Raw genomic sequence first — 21,373 nt, forward strand, 5'->3', positions numbered from 1 at the left:
GTTCTTTATGAATGCCGAAAGGATATCCTTTCGGCATTTTTAGCGGGTGTCTCATTTGTGTGGAGCGTTAGTTTGTGAGTGTGGCGAAAAAGTTAACTTCGGTCGCCAGCAAGCTTTCGGATGCACCTGCGTTTTGCGGAAAGCCAGTAGGGATAGTTATTTCGGAACGTTTATTGCCCATATCAATCACCTCAATTTCTATGCTGAATTAGAGACGCTCGATAGAGAGTGCCCCACTTGCGTGGATTTACACAAGTGACCAATTAATAGCAGTGACCCTAACTTGATTCAATTGGTGTGAAGGCGCGTACGTCCTGTGTTTATGTAGGATGTGTCTCGCCGAAGCGTGGGATGATAGTTGACTATGTTTAATTTTTTTTGTGAACTGCTTTTGCATGTAATTGCTTCAATGGCTTATCGCGTTTATGTTTTTGTGGGGATAGACAGTCGAGGAATAACTCGGGAAATCTTTATCTAATTTTTTTTGACGTGATAACGCGTTCGTTCTCCCTGTTGATCAGGGGCGGCCATCGAGAATTTACCGTGGCGATTCACTTTCTCAGGCCCCTCGCGGCACGCTGGCGAGACTCCGGCGAATTTTGTGCTGCATCGTGTGTCAGACCTTGTGGCATGACCTGACGGGCTACATCAGTCATTTTCGGTACTCGGCGCCCCGGGATTTCTCCGAAAACGCCCGGTTGCCCAAGTCGCAACCTGCCAGCAGCGTGCCGATGACCGAATATGTCGCAGCGTCGCAAGCAGCCTGCTTCCTACACTCGTTAAGCTGCGCAACGGATGTGCCCCGCCGGGAGTCTGACCTGCCCGTCGTACCGTCACCTGGCAAGGTGCGCATCTTATGGAAGTTGAATGTGACCTCATTGTCTTGTCCAGCTTCACCCACCTGTCACTCTGAATTCGTTACTGTAGACCGCGAACAGAGCTGACGGTCTCCCCGCAAGGGGATAACACGCGACGCTTCCATCAATAACAAGCCCAAGCGGAGTACCACAGATGGCGTTCTTCACCGCAGCCAGCAAAGCCGACTTCCAGCACCAACTGCAAGCGGCACTGGCGCAGCACATCAGTGAACAGGCACTGCCACAAGTGGCGCTGTTCGCTGAACAATTTTTCGGCATTATTTCCCTGGATGAACTGACCCAGCGTCGCTTGTCCGACCTGGCCGGTTGCACCCTGTCTGCCTGGCGCCTGCTTGAGCGCTTTGATCACACCCAACCGCAAGTGCGGGTCTACAACCCCGATTACGAACGTCATGGCTGGCAATCGACTCACACCGCGGTCGAAGTGCTGCACCACGACCTGCCATTTCTGGTGGACTCGGTGCGTACCGAGCTGAACCGCCGTGGCTACAGCATCCACACCCTGCAAACCACCGTGCTCAGTGTGCGTCGTGGCAAGAAGGGCGAGTTGCTGGAAATCCTGCCCAAAGGCACCCAGGGCGAAGATGTCCTGCAAGAATCGCTGATGTACCTGGAAATCGACCGCTGCGCCAACGCCGCCGAGCTGAATGTCCTGAGTAAGGAACTTGAGCAGGTGCTGGGCGAAGTGCGCGTCGCTGTCGCCGATTTCGAACCGATGAAAGCCAAGGTCCAGGAACTGCTGGCCGGTATCGACACCAGCTCGTACGTGATCGACGGCGAAGAGAAAGCAGAGATCAAGAGCTTCCTGGAATGGCTGGTGGGCAACCACTTCACCTTCCTCGGCTATGAAGAGTTTGTGGTACGTGACGAGGCGGACGGCGGTCATATCGAATATGACGCCAACTCGTTCCTCGGTCTGACCAAACTCCTGCGCCCAGGCCTGACGGCCGACGACCTGCGCATCGAAGACTACGCAGTGAACTACCTGCGTGAGCCAGCTGTGCTGTCGTTTGCCAAGGCTGCGCACCCAAGCCGCGTGCACCGCCCGGCCTACCCGGACTACGTGTCGATCCGCCAGATCGATGCCGACGGCAAGGTCATCAAGGAATGCCGCTTCATGGGCCTCTACACCTCTTCGGTGTACGGCGAAAGCGTGCGGGTGATCCCGTATATCCGTCGCAAGGTGGCGGAAATCGAACACCGTTCGGGCTTCCAGGCCAAGGCGCATTTGGGCAAGGAACTGGCCCAGGTGGTCGAGGTACTGCCCCGTGATGATCTGTTCCAGACCCCGGTGGACGAGCTGTTCAGCACCGTGATGTCGATTGTGCAGATCCAGGAGCGCAACAAGATCCGCGTGTTCCTGCGCAAAGACCCGTACGGTCGCTTCTGCTACTGCCTGGCCTATGTGCCGCGCGACATCTACTCCACCGAAGTGCGCCAGAAGATCCAGCAAGTGCTGATGGATCGCCTGAAAGCCTCGGACTGCGAATTCTGGACCTTCTTCTCCGAATCCGTATTGGCTCGCGTCCAGTTGATCCTGCGGGTAGACCCGAAGAACCGCCTGGACATCGACCCGCTGCAACTGGAAAAAGAAGTGGTGCAGGCCTGCCGCAGCTGGCAGGACGACTACTCCAGCCTGGTCGTGGAAAGCTTCGGCGAAGCCCATGGCACCAACGTGCTGGCGGATTTCCCGAAAGGCTTCCCGGCTGGCTATCGCGAGCGTTTCGCCGCGCATTCGGCCGTGGTCGACATGCAGCACTTGCTCAGCCTCACCGAAGCCAACCCGCTGGTGATGAGCTTCTATCAGCCGCTGGGCCAGGTCTCCGGCCAGCGCGAGCTGCACTGCAAGCTGTATCACGCCGACACCCCGCTGGCGCTGTCCGACGTGCTGCCTATCCTGGAAAACCTCGGCCTGCGTGTACTGGGTGAATTCCCGTACCGCCTGCGTCATGCCAATGGCCGCGAGTTCTGGATTCACGATTTCGCGTTCACCGCCGCCGAAGGCCTGAACCTCGACATCCAGCAGCTCAACGACACCCTGCAGGACGCGTTCGTGCACATCGTCAATGGCGATGCCGAGAACGATGCGTTCAACCGCCTGGTACTGACCGCCGGCCTGCCATGGCGCGACGTGGCGCTGCTGCGTGCCTACGCCCGTTACCTGAAGCAGATTCGCCTGGGCTTCGACCTGGGTTACATCGCCAGCACCCTGAACAACCACACCGACATCGCCCGCGAGTTGACCCGGTTGTTCAAGACTCGTTTCTACCTGGCGCGCAAGCTGACTGCCGAAGACCTCGAAGACAAGCAGCAGCGTCTGGAGCAAGCGATCCTCACGGCCCTGGACGACGTTCAGGTGCTCAACGAAGACCGCATCCTGCGTCGCTACCTGGACCTGATCAAGGCCACCCTGCGGACCAACTTCTACCAGGCGGATGCCAACGGCCAGAACAAGTCGTACTTCAGCTTCAAGTTCAACCCGCACGCAATTCCTGAATTGCCAAAGCCGGTGCCGAAGTTTGAAATCTTCGTGTATTCGCCACGGGTTGAAGGCGTGCACCTGCGCTTTGGTAACGTCGCTCGCGGCGGCCTGCGCTGGTCCGACCGTGAAGAAGACTTCCGTACCGAAGTGTTGGGCCTGGTAAAAGCCCAGCAGGTGAAGAACTCGGTGATCGTGCCGGTGGGCGCCAAGGGTGGTTTCCTGCCGCGTCGCCTGCCATTGGGCGGCGGTCGGGACGAGATCGCGGCCGAGGGCATCGCCTGCTACCGCATCTTCATTTCGGGCCTGTTGGACATCACCGACAACCTGAAAGACGGCGCCCTGGTGCCACCGTTGAACGTGGTGCGCCATGACAACGATGACCCGTACCTGGTAGTGGCCGCGGATAAGGGCACTGCGACCTTCTCCGACATCGCCAACGGCATCGCCATCGACTACGGCTTCTGGCTGGGTGATGCGTTCGCGTCCGGTGGTTCTGCCGGTTACGACCACAAGAAAATGGGCATCACCGCCAAGGGCGCGTGGGTGGGCGTGCAGCGTCACTTCCGTGAGCGCGGCATCAACGTCCAGCAAGACAGCATCACTGTAGTGGGCGTGGGCGACATGGCCGGCGACGTGTTCGGCAACGGCCTGTTGATGTCCGACAAGCTGCAACTGGTCGCGGCCTTCAACCACCTGCACATCTTCATCGATCCAAACCCGACCCCGGCCAACAGCTTCGTTGAACGTCAGCGCCTGTTCGACTTGCCGCGTTCGGCCTGGACCGACTACGACACCAGCATCATGTCGGAAGGCGGCGGTATCTTCTCGCGCAGCGCGAAAAGCATTGCCATCTCGCCACAGATGAAAGAACGCTTCGACATCCAGGCCGACAAGCTGACCCCGACCGAACTGCTGAATGCCTTGCTCAAGGCGCCGGTAGACCTGTTGTGGAACGGTGGTATCGGTACGTACGTCAAGGCCAGCACCGAGAGCCACGCCGATGTAGGCGACAAGGCCAACGACGCGCTGCGCGTCAACGGCAACGAGTTGCGCTGCAAGGTGGTGGGCGAGGGCGGTAACCTCGGCATGACCCAATTGGGTCGTGTGGAATTCGGCCTTAATGGCGGCGGTTCCAACACCGACTTTATCGACAACGCCGGTGGTGTGGATTGCTCCGACCACGAAGTGAACATCAAGATCCTGCTCAACGAAGTGGTGCAGGCCGGTGACATGACCGACAAGCAACGCAACCAGTTGCTGGCGAGCATGACCGACGAAGTCGGCCACCTGGTGCTGGGCAACAACTACAAGCAAACCCAGGCCTTGTCCCTGGCCGCCCGCAAGGCTTTCGAGCGAGCAGCCGAGTACAAGCGCCTTATGAGCGACCTGGAAAGCCGTGGCAAGTTGGACCGCGCCATCGAGTACCTGCCTTCGGAAGATCAGCTCACTGAGCGTGCTGCCACCGGCAAGGGCCTGACCCGTCCGGAGCTGTCGGTACTGATCTCCTACAGCAAGATCGACCTCAAGGAAGCGCTGCTCAAATCCCTGGTACCGGATGACGACTACCTGACCCGTGACATGGAGACCGCTTTCCCGCCGAGCCTGGTGGCGAAGTTCTCCGAAGCCATGCGTCGCCATCGTCTGAAGCGCGAGATCGTCAGCACCCAGATCGCCAACGACCTGGTCAACCACATGGGCATCACCTTCGTTCAGCGGCTCAAAGAGTCCACCGGCATGAGCCCGGCGAACGTGGCCGGTGCTTATGTGATCGTGCGTGACATCTTCCACCTCCCGCACTGGTTCCGTCAGATTGAAGCCCTGGACCACCAGGTTTCGGCTGACGTGCAACTGGCGTTGATGGACGAACTGATGCGCCTGGGCCGCCGTGCTACACGCTGGTTCCTGCGTAGCCGTCGCAACGAGCAGGATGCTGCCCGTGACGTCGCGCACTTCGGTCCGCACCTGGCAGCGTTGGGCCTCAAGCTCGACGAACTGCTGGAAGGCCCGACCCGCGAAGGCTGGCAGAACCGTTACCAGGCGTATGTCGAAGCCGGTGTGCCGGAGCTGTTGGCGCGCATGGTCGCAGGCACTACCCACCTGTACACCTTGCTGCCGATCATCGAAGCGGCCGACGTGACTGGTCAGAGCGCTGCTGATGTGGCCAAGGCTTACTTCGCCGTCGGTAGCGCCCTGGACTTGCCATGGTACCTGCAGCAAATCAGCGATCTGCCGGTGGGCAACAACTGGCAGGCCCAGGCCCGTGAAGCCTTCCGCGATGACGTGGACTGGCAGCAACGGGCGATCACCATCAAGGTTCTGCAAATGGCCGATGCGCCAGAAGACATGGAAGCCCGCGTGGCCCTGTGGCTTGAGCAGAACGCGAGCATGGTGGAGCGCTGGCGCGCGATGATGGTGGAGATTCGTGCTGCGGTCGGCACGGACTACGCCATGTACGCGGTGGCCAACCGCGAGTTGCTGGACCTGGCGTTGAGCGGTCAGTCGGTGCTGTAACCGGCTTGATTGAGCGTTAAAACAAAAAGCCCGGTATCGAAAGATGCCGGGCTTTTTTGTACTTGATCATCAGGGGGTTAGCTCAACCTGTGGCGAGGGAGCTTGCTCCCGTTGGACTGCGCAGCAGTCCCATTTTTTGGGCCGCTACGCGCCCCAGCGGGAGCAAGCTCCCTCGCCACAGGTAAAGCGGTGTGATCAATTGCTGCGTAGCAACTTGGCTTCCAGATGGTCCAGATGTTGGGTCATCAAGCTGACGGCTGTACCTGCATCGCCTTGCTCCACCGCATCCACAATCGCCATGTGTTCCTGCCACGCGCAATACGTGCAGGCCTTCGCTTCAAACTGCGCTATCACCAACGACGTCAACGGCACCAGGCTGTTGAGAAACTGCGCCAACGGGGCGTTGCCTGCGATTGCCGCCAGTTGCAGGTGAAACTCCCCGGAAAGCCGAATCGCCGGCCCGCGCTGGTCACGCTCGATGCATTCCCGCTCCCGCGCAATCAACTCACGCAACTGCCGCACCTGCGCAGGTTTCGCATGGGCACACGCCAACTGCACCACGGTGATTTCCGTCAGGCGCCGGGCCTCAAGAATCTGCTGGGTTTGTTGTGCATCCGGCGCCGCCACCTGCGCCCGATGATTGGGCCGCAGGATGATCACTTGCTGATGCGACAACCGCGCCAGCACCCGGCGAATCACGCTGCGGCTGACACCAAAACTTTGGCCGAGGCTCTCCTCGGTAAAACGGCTGGCGGGGGCAATGCGTTGTTCGAGGATGGCGTCGAACAGGGCAGGGTAGATGTCGTCTACCGAGAGTTTCGGCTTGCCCACCAGACGCAACGGCGTCAATGGGAAAGGGGTGTGCAGGGCGCGAGCGGTCATGGCCGTTCTCCAGAAAGTCAGCTGCCCAGATGGTCATCCGGGATGTTCAAGCGAATGCCCATGCGCAAGCCTTCCTGCAGGATGTGCCGGCGCATTTCGGCGCTGGCCAGGGCGCTGTTTTTGTTGCGGATGGCACGCACCACGGCGTCGTTTTCCTGCAAGCGTTCCGCCAGGTGTTCGGGGGAATTGCGCAGTACCTGGGCGCTTTGCTTGAGGGCGTTGCTGGTTTGTTGCACCACGTTCTGGAAGATCGGGTTGGAAGTCAGGGCGAACAGCTCTTCGTGGAACGCGATGTAGGCATTCATCCCGGCTTCGCTGTCGCCTGCGTCCAGGGCTTCGCGCATGTCCATCAGGGTCAGGCGCAGTTGCCCGACTTCCTTGCTGCTGATGGATTGCGCTACCAGGCCGACGATAAACGGCTCCAGGGTGTAGCGCAGTTGCAGGATGTCTTCGAGGCTGGCTTCGGCCACGCCGCTGTCCTGGGCCTGGGGCTCGCTGAGGGTGGCTTCCAGCACCACCACGCCCTTGCCGGGCATGGAGCGCACCAGGCCGAGGGTTTCGAGCACGATCACGGCTTCGCGCAGGCTCGGGCGGCTGATGCCCATTTGCTCGGCCAGTTCACGCTGGCCGGGCAGCATCTCGCCGCGCCGCCACTGGCCCCTCGCCAGGGCGGCGCGCAGTTTTTCTACCACGGAATTGACGACAGTTGACGAGGTGATCACGTGTGGCTCCCTTTAAATTGAGCGGTCTGCTTTGTGTGGCGAGGGAGCTTGCTCCCGCTGGACTGCGCAGCAGGCCCATTTTTTGGGGCCGCTTCGCATCCCGGCGGGAGCAAGCTCCCTCGCCACAGGGGATGAGTTCGTCTCATTAGAACTCTTGATGGGCGGGCACTACCGGCTTTTTAGCCTGGAATGCATACCCTTGTTGCCCGTCCAGCACCTTGTTGGCGCGCTGGATATCGATGTCTTTCTCCCAACGGGCGATGGCCACGGTGGCGACGCAGTTGCCGATCAGGTTGGTCAGCGCCCGGCCAATGCCCATGAACCAGTCCACCGCCAACACCAGCACCAGGCCCACCACTGGAATGGCCGGGATGGCCGTGAGCGTCGCCGCCAGAATCACCAGCGCCGAGCCCGGAATCCCGTGGGCGCCCTTGGAGGTGATCAGCGACACCAGCAGGATGGTCAGCAGGTCGGTCATCGACAGCGGCGTGCCGGTGGCGTTGGCGATAAACACGATGGCCAGGGTCAGGTAGATGGAAAAACCGTCGAGGTTGAACGAATACCCGGTCGGAATCACCAGGCCCACGGTCGAGCTGCCGATGCCGAGGTGCTCCAGTTTACGCATGATCTGCGGCAACACCGCATCGGAGGACGCGGTGCCCATCACGATCAACAGTTCTTCGCGCAGGTACTTGAGCAGCGGCAGCATCCGCAGGCCTGACAGGCGCATCACCAGGCCAAGAATCACCGCGACGAACAGGAAGCAGGTGAGGTAGAACAGGCCCACCAGGCTGCCCAGGTGTTGCAGGGAATCCAGGCCGTAGGTGCTGGTGGTGAAGGCGATGGCGCCGAACACGCCGATGGGTGCCAGGCGTACGATCATGCCCATGATGCGGAAGATCACGTGGCTCAGCTCGTTGATCAACCGCGAAATGCCGGAGGCGGCTTCGCCCACCAGGTTCAAGGCGCTGCCGAACAAGACGGAGAACAACAGCACTTGCAGCACGTTGTTGTCGGCGAAGGCACCGATCACCGAGTTGGGGATCAGGTCCATCAGGAACTGGCTGGTGCCCTTGATGTGTTGGCCACGGTCTGCCAGTTCATTCAGGCCGGCGGACGACAGTTGTTCCAGGTGGATATTGGCGCCGGTACCGATCCCGGTGCTGAAGGCCATGATCAGGCCAATCACCAGGGCCACGGTGGTCAGTGCTTCAAAGTAGATCACCGACTTGAGGCCGATGCGCCCGACTTTCTTCAAGTCGCCGGCGCCGGAAATGCCGCTGACCACTACGCAGAACACGATCAGACCAATCAGCATTTTGATCAGCTTGATAAAGCCGTCGCCCAGAGGCTTAAGTTGCGAGGAGAATTCGGGAAGGGCGAGGCCGCAGATTATGCCAATCACCAGGCCAATCACGACTTGCAGGAAAATCGAACGCGAGCACCATCTGAGCATGGGAGGGATCTCTATTCGGTGCCCTGGTGGGTCCAGGGCTTAATTGTTGTGGTCTGACCGGTATGTCCAGTGCGGGGCCAGTCTACGCTCGGTTTTTTTCAAGTCGCAAGTAAATATTACGTGGATGCCAGGTTCCGGTCTGACCAGTTGGTTCGCAAGGTCGGTGCTTGAGCGGTTGGCGGAGGGAAATTTTTTTCGCTTATTATCCGCAGCTTGGCCAAACAGGTGAGCTATGGATATCCCGGGACTGACGACGGATGAGAACGGCCTGACGCGCTGCACATGGCGCACGGCCGCAGCGGAGTACCCGCATTACCACGACCACGAATGGGGCGTGCCGGTGGCCGATGACATTGCGTTGTACGAGAAGATTTGCCTGGAAGGTTTTCAGGCGGGGATGGCGTGGATCACCATCCTGCGCAAGCGCGAGGCGTTTCGCCGGGCATTCGAAGGTTTTGATTTTCGCCGCGTGGCGCAGTACACCGAGCAGGATATCGAGCGGCTGATGGCCGACCCGGGCATCGTGCGCAATCGCGCCAAGATCGTGTCCACCATCAACAACGCCCGGCGCGCTTGTGAGCTGGTGGATGAAACCGGCTCGCTGGCAGCGTGGCTGTGGTCGTTTGAGCCGGGCGCCGATGAGCGCCCGGCTCACGTCGACCTGGCGTACTGGACCGCCAACCCGACGTCGCCCGCGTCAACGCGCTTGTCCAAGGCCCTGAAAAAGCGCGGCTGGAGCTACGTGGGGCCGACCACCCTGTATGCATTCATGCAGGCAATGGGCATGGTCAACGACCACCTTGAAGGCTGCATCTGCCGGCAGCAGATCGAGGACCGCCGCCGGCAATTCAATCGGCCTTAGTGCGGCAGCGGCGTGAGCACCTCGGCCTTGTCGTCCATCACCATCACTACCAGCAGTTTCGCCGGTTCGGTCTGGCTGGCATTGCTGGATTCGAAGTGCCGCGAGCCGGCCGGCTCATAGAACGATTGGCCGACCTTGTAGGTGATCGCCTTCTCATCGTTGACTCGCGAAGTGATTTCACCCTCCAGCACATACGCCACGGCGGTGCCGGTGTGGCTGTGGGGCACGGTGGCCTGGCCCGGGGCGTAGTCCACGATGAGCATGACGGTTTTCTTGCCGGGGACGTTGGTCAGGGCGTGTTCTTGCAGCACGTTGATTTTTTCCTGGTTGTACACCGGGTCGTGGGCAAAGGCGCTTAACGAGGCCAGCAGCAGGGTGGTGCCGAGCAGTACTTTCATGGTGATGCTTCCGAGAGGTTTTGGATCTCTTCACCCTACGCGCAGGTCATGGGGTGACCAATAACCAATCTGCCGGAAAAACCCTCAGCCAATCTCTTGCAGGATGTCGCGAACTTTATCCAGCGCCGGGTCAATATCCAGGGTTTCGATGGCGCCGAAACCAATGATCAAACCGTCGCGTACCGGCACGTCATGGAAGAACACGCTCAAGGGATACAGGCCGACCTCGACCCTGCGGGCCAACTCCATCAGCAGCGGTATATTCACCGGCACCTTGCACAGCGCCGCCAGATGGAACCCGGCCACGGTGGGCACCGCTTCGAACCACGGCGACAGGTCACCGGCCAGGCGCTTGAGAATGCGTTCCCGGCGCCCCGCGTACACGGTGTGGCAACGGCGAATGTGCTTGAGCAGATAGCCTTCGCTGATGAACTTGGCCAAGGCCCATTGCGGCAGGGTGGAGTTGTGCTGGTCGGTCAATTGCTTGGCCTTGAGCACCGCGCCAAAAATCGCCGGTGGCAGCACGGCGTAGCCCAGGCGCAGCTCCGGCAGCAGGGTTTTCGAGAAGGTCCCGACGTAAGTCACAACACCGCGGGTGTCCATGCTTTGCAGCGAGTCGGTGGGACGGCCCTCGTAGCGGAACTCACTGTCGTAATCGTCTTCGATGACGATAGCGCCCAGCTCGAACGCCCGTGCCAGCAACGCCTCGCGCCGCGCCAGGCTCATCGGCATGCCAAGGGGGAACTGATGGGACGGCGTCACATAGATCAGCCGGGTGCCGTCGGGTATCAATTCAACCTGGATGCCCTGTTCGTCTACCGGCACGCCCACGACCGTGGCACCCACCGCGTTGAACATCAGCCGCGCCGGGGTGTAGCCGGGGTCTTCCATGGCGACGATGCTCCCCGGTTCCAGCACCACGCGGGCGATCAGGTCCAGCGCCTGCTGGGCGCCGTTGGTGACCACGATGTCGTCGTCCCGGCATTTGACCCCGCGGGAAAACGCAATGTGCCCGGCGATTGCGTTGCGCAGGGCCGGCAAGCCTTCAGGCTGGCTGTAGTAACCGCTGTTCTGGGCGATGCGGCGCAAGGCGTCCTGGGTGCAGCGACGCCATTCTTCCTGGGGGAACTGGCTGCGGGTGGTGGCTCCGCCGATAAATTCGCAACGCAAGGTGCCGTCCCGGGTGGGGTGGCGCATGGGGGAAGGCAGCGATTGCCACTTGGCGAGGTTGGCGGCGCACGCCAGGTCTGTTGCGGTTTGCAGACGCTCGGAGCGCGGCGCCCGGGCGTTGACGAACGTGCCCCGGCCGATCTTGCCAACCAGCAAACCTTCGTAGGTCAGCGTGGCGTAAGTGTCGGACACCGTCTTGCGCGACACGCCCAATTGCTCGGCCAGCAGCCGGCTGGGAGGCAGTTGCGCGCCGGCCGCCAGTTGGCCCGACTCAATGGCCGCGTGCAGTTGCTGGTAAAGCTGTTCGGCCAGATCCTTGCGGCCGTTGATGACGACGTGCAGTTCCATGTTTCATCCAGAGGCGATCAATCCCTGGCAAGGTTACTCGCAACCGTCGCGGCTCGGAACCGCAAAAGTGGTCCCTTCATAAACCGGCATTTTGGCTATAGGGCTTATGCCACGCGGCCTTTAGGCTGGGCAGTCATTGCATTTGTCACTGGGGCTACACCGATGGAAGCTCGCCTGGATTACTACACAGCCTCGCCACAAGCGCTCAAGGGCATGCTGATGCTGGAAGCGGCGACCTTTGGCTTGTCCATCGAAAAGCCCTTGCTGGAGCTGATCCGGATCCGGGTTTCGCAGCTCAATCAGTGCGGGTTCTGTACCGATATGCACTCGATGGCGGCGCGCCAGAGCGGGGAAAGCGAGCGGCGCCTGTTTGCCCTGTGCGTGTGGCGCGACTCGCCGTTTTTTACCGCGAGGGAGAAGGCGGCATTGGCCTGGAGCGAGTCGCTCGCCACGCTGCCAACCTCCAGCGTGCCGGATGAACTGTTTGCGGCGATGCGCGTGGAGTTCAGCGAGCAGGAACTGGTGGACCTGACCATGGCGGTGTCCAGTATCAGCGCCTGGAACCGCCTGGCCGTAGGGTTTCGCCAGCAACCGCCGAATGATTGATCAGGACAGGAAACCACCGTCCACATTCAGCGACACACCGGTGGTGTAGCTCGACGCATCGCTGGCCAGGTACAGCACCGCGCCGGCCATTTCGCTTGGGTCGGCCACGCGCTTGAGCGGAATCTGCGCCAGGGCCATTTTCAGGATCGAGTCGTTTTTCACCAGTGCCGAGGCGAACTTGGTGTCGGTCAGGCCCGGCAGCAGTGCGTTGCAACGAATGCCGAACGGCGCGCATTCCTTGGCGAAGACCTTGGTCATGTTGATCACGGCGGCCTTGGTCACCGAATAGATGCCTTGGAACACGCCTGGCGAAATCCCGTTGATCGACGCCACGTTGATGATGCTGCCACCGCCGTTCTCGCGCATCAGCTTGCCGGCTTCCACCGACATGAAGAAGTAGCCGCGAATGTTCACGTCGACGGTCTTCTGGAACGCGCCCAGGTCGGTGTCCAGTACGTTGCAGAACTGCGGGTTGGTGGCGGCGTTGTTGACCAGGATATCCAGGCGGCCGAACTGTTCGCGGATTGCGGCAAACACGCTGGTGATCTGTTCCATTTCGCCGATATGGCAGGCAATCGCCGTGGCCTTGCCACCGGCGGCGATGATCGCGTCGGCCACGTGCTGGCAGCCGTCGAGCTTGCGGCTCGACACGATCACGTGGGCGCCCTGCTGGGCCAGCAACTTGGCGATGGCCTCACCGATACCGCGGCTGGCACCGGAAACAAAAGCGATCTTGCCGTCGAGGTCGAACAGTTGAGTCTTGGACATGGTTTTTCCTTGAAGGGGTCAGAGGGAAGACTGTTTGATGACATTCAGGCTCATCTGCTCCAGCAGCTTGTTCATGTGGATGAACTGCGCAAAGCGTTTGTCCTGGGTCTGGCCATGGAAGAAGCGGTAGTAGATCTGCTGCACGATGCCGGCCAGGCGGAACAGGCCGTAGGTGTAGTAGAAGTCGAAATTGTCGACCTGGATTCCGGAGCGTTCAGCGTAATAGTCGACGAACTGGCGGCGAGTGAGCATGCCGGGGGCGTTGCTTGGCTGGCGACGCATCAGTTGCACCGGCGCCGGGTCGGCCGCTTCGATCCAGTAGGCGAGGGTGTTGCCCAGGTCCATCAGCGGGTCGCCGAGGGTGGTCAGCTCCCAGTCCAGCACGCCGATGATCTGCATCGGGTTATGCGGGTCGAGGATCACGTTATCGAAGCGGTAGTCGTTGTGGACGATGCTCGAGGTGGGGTGGTCGGCCGGCATCTTGTCGTTGAGCCAGGCACGTACCGCTTCCCAGCTCGGCGCGTCGGGCGTCAGGGCTTTTTCGTAGCGGTCGCTCCAGCCGCGAATCTGCCGCTCCACGTAACCTTCAGGCTTGCCCAGGTCGGCCAGGCCGCAGGCGGTGTAATCGACCTGGTGCAGTTCGACGAACTTGTCGATAAAGCTTTTGCACAAGGCTTCGGTTTTGGCCGCGTCCAGGCCCAGTTCCGGCGGCAGGTCCGAGCGCAGGATGATGCCGTTGACCCGCTCCATCACGTAGAACTCGGCGCCGATCACCGATTCGTCGGTGCAGTGCACGTAGGCTTTGGGGCAATACGGGAAACCGTCCTTGAGCTGGTTGAGAATCCGGTATTCGCGGCCCATGTCGTGGGCAGACTTGGCCTTGTGGCCAAAGGGTGGGCGGCGCAGCACGAATTCCTGGCCGGGGTATTCCAGCAGGTACGTCAGGTTGGAGGCGCCACCGGGGAACTGGCTGATTTTGACGCTGCCGCTCAAGCCCGGAATATGGGCCTTGAGGTAGGGATCGATGAGGCTGGCATCAAGTTCTTCGCCGGGGCGAATCTGGGTCGATTGGTCATTAAGCGCCATGCTTATCCCTTCTGCTTATTCTTAAGGCCTTGGACTATTGGCTAATCTAATGCGCGCGGCCGCCAAGCCACAAGGTTGGGGCGGCTTAATAGGTTAGCGTGTTGGCCGATGATCAGCGGGCCTGATGTGCTCAGATCACCAGAATTGCACGCCCGCTGGGGTTGCAGGACAGGTTGGCACCGATCTCGACTTTTGCCAGGTCCACGCCCAGGCCGGCGAGGAGGTTATTGACCAGTGGGTCGAGGAGCGGGCTGAGCACGCCGGAGATAATACCGGTGAGGAGATTGAGCACGCCCGTCACCAGGCCGACCACCAGGTTCAGCACCAAACCCAAAAGCCCGCCCTGTGTGGGTGGATGGTTGATCAACTGGATGCCACTGAGCGTGTTGCTCAAGCTGCCTACCACGTTACTGGAACTGAAACTGAAGTAGTCGGGGGGCTGCTTCACCTCGGGCGGCGACGCATAGGTGTGGTTCCTGGTGGTCTTGGCCACGCTGCTGTCGACTCTCAGGCTGATGCCGCCGACGGCGTAGGGTTGCCGAGGGTCGCAGGCGCCCTTGCTGCAGGTTTGTATACCCAGGTCAAGCAATGGAAACTCGTCGACACTCAGCGGGGCGGTGGAGGAAAACAGTTTTTTCGGGTCGATCTGGCCGACCATCAACCGCACGGCAGAAGTGGTACCCACTACCGACAACGATTTTTCCGCAGGCCCATTGCAGCGATAGCCGGTCACCTCGCTGCTGCCGCTGGCCGCTTCCAGGGCCACATCGAGTTTGGTACCGATTTTTGCATCCAGGGAGCTGCCCAACAACAGCCCCAGCAGGCCTGTTACCCCGCCTACCACATCGTTCAGCACGCCGACCACGGGCAAGTTCACGCAGATCAAGGTCCTGACTTGCGCGGTCCTGACGAAGATCGGTTGTGTGTCGATCAGCTTCGGGTTACCGATGGCAGATAGCTGCGCCGGTTCGATAATCTTGGTCTTGACGGTGATATTCACCAATCCCAATACATCGATCGGCAGCTCCACCGCCACGGCGTTGTACTTGTTCGACAGTTGCACAAACCCCTGGATGAGGTTGAACAGTTGCAGGTTGACGTCCAGGGCGCTCTTGTCGGTGCCGTTCTGAATGGTCAACAGGTCGCCTAGATGCAGGATCTGCGTGCCAGGTGCAATCAGCTTGATCGCTTCCAGGTTATTGATCACCACCTTGACCGCGTCGCCTCCCACTTTGAGTACATCAATCGCGGCCTGGATCAGTTGGCCTACGGTGGCGTCGGTCTTGAGCAGTTGGTCGTAATTGCCGGCGCTGACGTTCAGTTGAATGGCCAGGGCGTCCAGGTAACTGAGCAGGCTGATGTTGGTGTTGATCAAGCCCTCCCAGCCCACTGCATTGAGTTGCAATTTTCCTCCCAACAGTCCACCGATCAGGGCGTTGAGCGCCGCAGACTTGGTGCTGTCCACCGTCAGCAACGTGCTGCGAATGCTCAGCACTGCCACCGGTGGCGCGGGCACTGCGGCCACGGCCACTGCCTGTAATCGAATGGTCGGCTCGAAAGGGCCTGGGGAGAACAGCATGAACAAGCCGTTAGCGATGCTGGTGACGACTCGATGGGTGGCGATGACCTGGATCGCATCGGCTTTGGAGAGGTTGGGGGTGAAGGTGCGCATGAAGTCAGCCCCGGTCACCAGGGTGCCACAGGCGGTGGCCAGGGTACGGTTCTCGTCGGTCGGGAAGTCGTTACGGGCTGCGCTTTGTATCGCGAATTGTGCGGCGTTGGTATTTGGCGCCACACAGGTGCCGCCACGGCTCACCACTTCCAGCGCCGCGGTGTCGGCAACACGCTGCAACTTGCGCTTTTCCAGGTACAGCCGACCGCTGTCAACCACCAGCAACAGGAACAACAGCGCGATCCCGAGGGTCATCGCACCCATCAGCCCTATCGCGCCGCGCTGCCGACCCGGGCCATGTCCATGGCAAACCATCCTGCGTTCCTTCGCCGGTCCAGTACCAGCGTCCTGAGCATCCCCGCAAGCAGTGTAGTCAGGATTTGAATGATTTCTGGCTATTGGCCACTATTTTCGTGGCGGCAATATCACGGGCGTCAACACGGGGCGGCCGGCAAAGTATTCCAGCAGGTTGTCCGCCACGCGCTGCACGGTGTCGTGGGCCGCTTCCGGTGACAGGCCGGCGACGTGGGGCGTGAGCACGGTGTTGCTGAGGTGCTTGAGCGCATCCGGTACCTTGGGTTCATCGTCGAACACATCCAGCGCCGCACCGCCGATGCGCCGTTGCTCCAGGGCGGTAATCAGGTCGGCCGTGACCACCACGCTGCCGCGGCCGATGTTCACCAGGAAACCGTTGGGTCCCAGCGCGTCGAGGGCCTGGCGGTCGATCAAATGCCGCGTGCTGGCGCCGCCCGGCGTGGCCAGGATCAGGAAGTCCGAGGCCCGCGCCAGTTCCACGGCGGTGGCGCAGTAGGTGTAGTCCACGTCGTCGCGGGGTTGGCGGTTGTGATAACTCACCTCCATGCCAAAACCCAGGGCCGCGCGCTTGGCGATCTCCAGGCCTACGGCGCCCAGTCCGAGAATGCCCAGTTGTTTACCGGCGAGGGAAGGGCGCATCACCTTGGGCCATTCGCTGCGACGTACCGCCGCGTCGGCCCGGGGAATATCACGCACCAGCGACAGCAGCAGGGCCATCGCGTGGTCGGCCACCGATGGCGCATTCACGCCGGCGCCATTGGTGACCACGATGCCCCGGTTGCTGGCGGCTTGCAGGTCCACGTGTTCATAACCGGCGCCGATCACGCAGATGATCTCCAGCACCGGCAGCGCGGCGATTTCCTCGGCGTACAAGCCCAGTGGGCCACGGGTCAGCACCGCCTGGATTTGCCCGCCGTGGGTCTTGATTGCCTTGGCACGCTCGGCCGGGGTCGGCGCGAGGATCACGTGAAAGCCGTTGCCTTCGATGATCGGCAGGTAGTCGTTGATGGTTTCAACCAGGACTAGAACGGTGACGGGCATCGGAAGGCTCTTCCTAAAGGATCAGAGGCCTGGATTATGCGGGATTTGTAGTACCGATCGTTTCTTTACCGCAGAAAAATTTCATATTTCACCAGCCGAATCTGATTTTCCAGACCGTTCGTCCCAGCCTTTTTTGCTGCTGCAGACTTCGACGACTTTCCTTTGCAGAGACGTCATGGATGCATGTTCCTGCCACGCCTGAAACCGTTGAATGGACCGCTTATGGCTACAAGCACAGCCCCTCAAAAAATCTCCCCTGGGAAGACATTGTCAGCAGTACCCGATACGGCCCTTCCAAATACAAGCCCGGTATAAATATTGAAAAGCTTGAAAGAGAAGCCTATAAAAATGGAGTGCCAAGCACTCATGCAAAACCCTGGAAACTCAGGGAGTACTCGCAAGCCATAGGTGCCAGCGATGGCAAACTCAGTTATTGGGTTCGAATTGAGCTAAGTGCGGGCGTCATACATGGTCATCCGGTTTCCGAGCAGGAATTCAGGAGGTTAACAAATTGATCTCATTAGGTTTTATTGACGGAAACGTCACCCATGACGATCTCTCCATCTTGCAGGATGTGGCGATGGAGAATCAGGCCCACCTGTTGAAAGAGGACATGTTTCAGGTTGAATACGCCGGTGGACTTATATTGGATGTCGGCTGGTATCCCTCCTTCGATACCCACGGTGGGTTCCGCATAAATGTAATAAGAAATTACGACTGGGACTGCCCGGTTATTGCTTTAACGGCGCATGCAACCGGTGATCTGGTCGAACAGCTGGTGGCTGCGCAGGGTGCCATTAATGGCGAACTGCGCAACGTATTGAGAACCATGGCTTAGACAAAGCCTTGGGCTTTAGAAGCAAATATCTGCCGCCTTCACACGCTTCACAAACGCCCCAACCAGGGTCGCATTGTGATGCCCAATAATCGCCTCGGCCGATAACGCCGGAGTGTCCATGCAGGTATGGCCATCCTCCGGCAGTACCACCGAGAACCCCAGTTCCACGGCAACCCGGCATGTTGTGTCGATGCAGTATTGGGTTTTCATCCCGACGATCACCAGTTCATTGACCTCTGCCGCCTCCAGCCGTTGCGCCAGCTCGGTGCCGAGAAAACAGCTGGGCCGGGTTTTATTGAAAACCGTGTCGCGGGCCTCATCGACCTCCAGCGCTGGCCATAGCTGCCAGAACGGGCTGCCCACCTCGATGGGAGAGCCCGCCGGGCCGGTGTGGCGCGCCGCGAAAATTGGCACGCCAGCGTGTCGGGCGCGCTGAATCAATTGGTTGATGCTGTCGAGTACGCGCTGGCGCTCGTAGGGTTTTTCCGGGCCGTCGTACAGACCCGTCTGCATGTCGATGATCAGCAGGGCGGGGCGCTTGGCTTCAGGCATGGTATTGCTCCTTGTGGTTGCCAGATGGGCGGAGCAATAAAAAGGCCCCGTCCATTGCTGGCGGGGCCTTGGGTAAAACCGGGTGGCTTAGTTTGCGCGCCACTCACAGCTACCACACGACCCGCCATAAGCGGTCGTGGTGGTGCGGGTGAGGGCCAGCTGAATAAGGTTCATGGGCCGATCATGCTGGCGGCAGCGTTTGGCTGTCAACGCATCAGCCGAGGTTTTTTTCCGGGATCAGGAGATTTCTGGCTGCGTCGAGGAATTCATCGGACAGGCCGCTGCCTTTGGTCGCACGGGCCAGGGTAATGGCGCCGACCATCATCGCGTACTGGGCCATGGCGGCCTGCCGGTCACCTTCGGGCGTTCCGGTGCCCTGGGTGGCGCCGAGGATCCCCATCGACTCTTCGAGGCCGTGGATGAAAGTCTGTTGCAACGCGCTGTCGGCGCCTTCGTGGCACATTTCCCCGGCAAAGGCGGCCACCGGGCAACTGTCTCCGGGGTTGTCACGATTGGCTGCCGTGAGGTACGGATCGATCAACGCCCGGCGCGCGGTCTCGGGGTCTGGGCTTTGCTCGACCCTGGCCTGCCAGCGCAGGCTCGATTGTTCAAACGCCCGGTTGCAGGCTTCCGTGGCCAGCGCCTCGCGGGACTCGAAGTGCCCGTAGAGGCCTCCATGGGTCAGCCCGGCAGCGGCCATCACGTCCGACACGCTGATGCCATGGATGCCCCGTTCACGAAATAGCCGCGTGGCCGCCTCGACGATGATTTCGCGGTTGAGTTCGGCTTGTTTGCGGGACACGCGTGGCATCAAAGGCTCTCTGGATCAGGTTGTGGCAGGGATGGGCGGCATCATAAAACGTTTAGCTGGCGTACTGCGCAATCCCGTTGCCGAACGACCAGTTTTCCTTCTTGACCTCCACCAGGCTGATAAACACGTCTTCCAGGCGTACAGCCAGTTCCCGGTTCAAGCTGTCGGCGATGGTCTTGTACAGCAGCTTTTTCTGCTCGGTGCTGCGACCTTCATTCAGGGTGATCTGGATGATCACCAGGTTGTCGGTGCGCTGGATGCCCAGGTACTCGGGGTCATAGATGAAGTGGTGTTCATCATGCTCGGTGAGGATCTGGAAGTTGTCGTGCTCAGGCACGCCGATGGCCGTGTGCATGGCGTTGTAGATCAGTACGCCGACGCGCTTGGCGTAGGTGACGTCGGAGTTTTTCCGAAGGTCGATGCGCACGATTGGCATGGCGGTGATTCCAGCGAGAGGCGGGACTTAAAAATACATGACGGTATAAATTTATAAAATAGATTTCTTTCGAAATGTAAAATTCGTCAAGGCCAAAACCGCCTTGAATCCTCTGCACCGCACAACCGCTCCTCAGCTAAGTCTTTGCTTATTCAAGCGAATCCCGGACAATCGCGCCCCTGTTTCGGTCGGGGCGCTGCCTGTCAGGTTTTTCTGACTCGTTCCGGCTGAGTGAATGCGGAGATCCGAACGGATGAATGATCAGGCCAATAGCGTCGACGAACGCTACGCAACGACACCTGCAACCCTCACAAGCTGGAGCCGCCAGGACACCACCTGGATGCTCGGCCTGTTCGGTACGGCCATCGGCGCCGGCACCTTGTTCCTGCCGATCAACGCGGGCCTTGGCGGTTTCTGGCCACTGATGATCCTCGCGGTACTGGCGTTCCCGATGACGTTTTTCGCCCACCGTGGCCTGACCCGTTTTGTGCTCTCGGGCCGTGAAGGCTCGGACATCACTGATGTGGTCGAGGAACACTTTGGCCTCAAGGCCGGCGCCGCGATCACCTTGCTGTACTTCTTCGCGATCTTCCCGATCCTGCTGATCTACAGCGTGGCGCTGACCAACACCGTCGGTAGCTTCATGGAGCATCAACTGCATATTGCGCCGCCGCCCCGGGCGATCCTGTCGCTGGTGCTGATCCTCGGCCTGCTGGCCGTGGTGCGTTGCGGCGAGCAGGTGATCGTCAAGGCCATGAGCCTGATGGTGTATCCGTTTATCGTTGCCTTGCTGTTCCTGGCCGTGTACCTGGTGCCGCACTGGAACGGCGGCATCCTCAGCACCGCCAGCACCGTGCCGGCCCCTTCGGCGCTGCTGCACACCCTGTGGCTGGCAATTCCGGTGATGGTGTTCTCGTTCAACCACTCGCCGATCATCTCGGCCTTTGCAGTCGACCAGAAACGCCAGCACGGCGAACACGCCGAGGAGCGCAGCTCGCAGATCCTGTCCCGGGCGCATATCCTGATGGTGGTGATGGTGCTGTTCTTCGTGTTCAGTTGCGTACTGACCCTGTCGCCGGCGCAACTGGCCGAAGCCAAGGCGCAGAACCTGTCGATCCTGTCGTACCTGGCCAACCACTTCAGCAACCCGACCATCGCGTTCGCCGCGCCACTGATCGCCTTTGTCGCGATTGCCAAGTCGTTCCTGGGCCACTACATCGGCGCCAGTGAAGGCCTCAAGGGCCTGGTGCTCAAAAGCGGCCGCCGCCCGGCGGCCAAGACCCTGGACCGCATGACGGCTGCGTTCATGCTGGTGGTGTGCTGGATTGTTGCGACGCTTAACCCGAGCATCCTCGGCATGATCGAGACCCTGGGCGGGCCGATCATTGCGTCGATCCTGTTCCTGATGCCGATGTACGCGATCCGCAAGGTGCCGGCGATGGCCAAGTACCGTGGGCAGGCGTCCAACGTGTTCGTCACGGCCGTTGGCCTGGTGGCGATCACCGCGCTGATTTACTCGCTGATGTCCTGATACTCGGG

General features: G+C 60.3%; 18 protein-coding genes and 1 pseudogene. 6 read left to right on the forward strand and 13 right to left on the reverse strand.

Annotation, left to right across the window (positions count from 1 at the left end; genetic code table 11):
- Positions 1-1,011 precede the first annotated feature (1,011 nt).
- Entirely contained in the window at positions 1,012-5,871 is a 4,860-nt protein-coding gene (locus CEC48_RS18435) for an NAD-glutamate dehydrogenase (RefSeq protein ID WP_088425034.1), read from the forward strand.
- A gap of 86 nt (positions 5,872-5,957) precedes the next feature.
- On the opposite strand, the pseudogene CEC48_RS32215 reads toward CEC48_RS18435, so the two are convergent.
- The 4 genes and pseudogenes from CEC48_RS32215 to CEC48_RS18450 all read right to left on the reverse strand — a co-directional run.
- Positions 5,958-6,052: pseudogene (locus CEC48_RS32215) on the reverse strand (N-acetyltransferase); the annotation flags it as partial.
- A 14-nt stretch (positions 6,053-6,066) separates the two neighbouring features.
- Complete coding sequence (locus CEC48_RS18440; protein WP_088425035.1) at positions 6,067-6,753, reverse strand: GntR family transcriptional regulator; 687 nt, start codon at positions 6,751-6,753, stop codon at positions 6,067-6,069.
- 17 nt (positions 6,754-6,770) lie between these two features.
- The gene (locus tag CEC48_RS18445) at positions 6,771-7,475 is read right to left on the reverse strand and encodes a FadR/GntR family transcriptional regulator (protein ID WP_088425036.1); all 705 of its coding nucleotides are present in this window, start codon (positions 7,473-7,475) and stop codon (positions 6,771-6,773) included.
- Positions 7,476-7,620: 145 nt separating this feature from the next.
- Positions 7,621-8,946 (reverse strand): C4-dicarboxylate transporter DctA, encoded by a 1,326-nt coding sequence (locus CEC48_RS18450; RefSeq protein WP_176438734.1) that lies wholly within the window; start codon positions 8,944-8,946, stop codon positions 7,621-7,623.
- Positions 8,947-9,163: 217 nt separating this feature from the next.
- Here CEC48_RS18450 and CEC48_RS18455 point away from each other — a divergent pair, with 217 nt between their 5' ends.
- A complete protein-coding gene (locus CEC48_RS18455; protein WP_088425038.1) occupies positions 9,164-9,793 on the forward strand; it encodes a DNA-3-methyladenine glycosylase I in 630 nt (209 codons plus the stop codon).
- Here CEC48_RS18455 and CEC48_RS18460 read toward each other — a convergent pair.
- Both CEC48_RS18460 and CEC48_RS18465 read right to left on the reverse strand, forming a co-directional pair.
- On the reverse strand, positions 9,790-10,191 hold the full coding sequence (locus tag CEC48_RS18460) for a cupin domain-containing protein (protein ID WP_088425039.1): 402 nt from the start codon (positions 10,189-10,191) through the stop codon (positions 9,790-9,792). The two genes, CEC48_RS18455 and CEC48_RS18460, sit on opposite strands and share 4 nt — an antisense overlap.
- Before the next feature lie 84 nt (positions 10,192-10,275).
- A complete protein-coding gene (locus CEC48_RS18465; protein ID WP_088425040.1) occupies positions 10,276-11,709 on the reverse strand; it encodes a PLP-dependent aminotransferase family protein in 1,434 nt (477 codons plus the stop codon).
- A gap of 162 nt (positions 11,710-11,871) precedes the next feature.
- Here CEC48_RS18465 and CEC48_RS18470 point away from each other — a divergent pair, with 162 nt between their 5' ends.
- On the forward strand, positions 11,872-12,315 hold the full coding sequence (locus CEC48_RS18470) for a carboxymuconolactone decarboxylase family protein (protein ID WP_088425041.1): 444 nt from the start codon (positions 11,872-11,874) through the stop codon (positions 12,313-12,315).
- Here CEC48_RS18470 and CEC48_RS18475 read toward each other — a convergent pair whose 3' ends face one another.
- From CEC48_RS18475 to CEC48_RS18490, 4 genes are all read right to left on the reverse strand, one after another.
- Positions 12,316-13,083 carry an SDR family oxidoreductase gene (locus CEC48_RS18475; protein ID WP_088425042.1) on the reverse strand — a complete coding sequence of 256 codons (768 nt, stop codon included), beginning with the start codon at positions 13,081-13,083 and terminating at the stop codon, positions 12,316-12,318.
- Between the two features lie 18 nt (positions 13,084-13,101).
- Positions 13,102-14,169, reverse strand: a complete 1,068-nt coding sequence (locus CEC48_RS18480) for a phosphotransferase family protein (protein WP_088425043.1) — start codon at positions 14,167-14,169, stop codon at positions 13,102-13,104.
- A gap of 130 nt (positions 14,170-14,299) precedes the next feature.
- Positions 14,300-16,156 carry a pilus assembly protein TadG-related protein gene (locus CEC48_RS18485; RefSeq protein ID WP_088425044.1) on the reverse strand — a complete coding sequence of 619 codons (1,857 nt, stop codon included), beginning with the start codon at positions 16,154-16,156 and terminating at the stop codon, positions 14,300-14,302.
- A gap of 90 nt (positions 16,157-16,246) precedes the next feature.
- The gene (locus CEC48_RS18490) at positions 16,247-17,197 is read right to left on the reverse strand and encodes a 2-hydroxyacid dehydrogenase (protein WP_088425045.1); all 951 of its coding nucleotides are present in this window, start codon (positions 17,195-17,197) and stop codon (positions 16,247-16,249) included.
- Between the two features lie 179 nt (positions 17,198-17,376).
- On the opposite strand from CEC48_RS18490, the gene CEC48_RS31155 reads away from it, so the two are divergent.
- Both CEC48_RS31155 and CEC48_RS18495 read left to right on the forward strand, forming a co-directional pair.
- Positions 17,377-17,712: a hypothetical protein gene (locus CEC48_RS31155; protein ID WP_141099687.1), complete on the forward strand. Its 336-nt coding sequence runs from the start codon at positions 17,377-17,379 to the stop codon at positions 17,710-17,712.
- Entirely contained in the window at positions 17,709-18,035 is a 327-nt protein-coding gene (locus tag CEC48_RS18495) for a hypothetical protein (protein ID WP_088425046.1), read from the forward strand. The genes CEC48_RS31155 and CEC48_RS18495 overlap by 4 nt, the downstream gene beginning before the upstream one ends.
- Positions 18,036-18,050: 15 nt before the next feature.
- Here the strand turns inward: CEC48_RS18495 and CEC48_RS18500 are convergent, their stop codons facing one another.
- The 3 genes from CEC48_RS18500 to CEC48_RS18510 form a co-directional block, all read right to left on the reverse strand.
- Positions 18,051-18,587 carry a cysteine hydrolase family protein gene (locus CEC48_RS18500; protein WP_088425047.1) on the reverse strand — a complete coding sequence of 179 codons (537 nt, stop codon included), beginning with the start codon at positions 18,585-18,587 and terminating at the stop codon, positions 18,051-18,053.
- Between the two features lie 214 nt (positions 18,588-18,801).
- Complete coding sequence (locus tag CEC48_RS18505; protein ID WP_088425048.1) at positions 18,802-19,398, reverse strand: TetR/AcrR family transcriptional regulator; 597 nt, start codon at positions 19,396-19,398, stop codon at positions 18,802-18,804.
- Positions 19,399-19,450: 52 nt separating this feature from the next.
- The gene (locus CEC48_RS18510; protein WP_088425049.1) at positions 19,451-19,834 is read right to left on the reverse strand and encodes a tautomerase family protein; all 384 of its coding nucleotides are present in this window, start codon (positions 19,832-19,834) and stop codon (positions 19,451-19,453) included.
- Between the two features lie 253 nt (positions 19,835-20,087).
- On the opposite strand from CEC48_RS18510, the gene CEC48_RS18515 reads away from it, so the two are divergent.
- On the forward strand, positions 20,088-21,365 hold the full coding sequence (locus CEC48_RS18515; RefSeq protein ID WP_088425050.1) for a serine/threonine transporter: 1,278 nt from the start codon (positions 20,088-20,090) through the stop codon (positions 21,363-21,365).
- Positions 21,366-21,373: the final 8 nt, after the last annotated feature.

The sequence above is a fragment of the Pseudomonas sp. K2I15 genome, assembly GCF_002204795.1.
Classification (GTDB): Bacteria; Pseudomonadota; Gammaproteobacteria; order Pseudomonadales; family Pseudomonadaceae; genus Aquipseudomonas.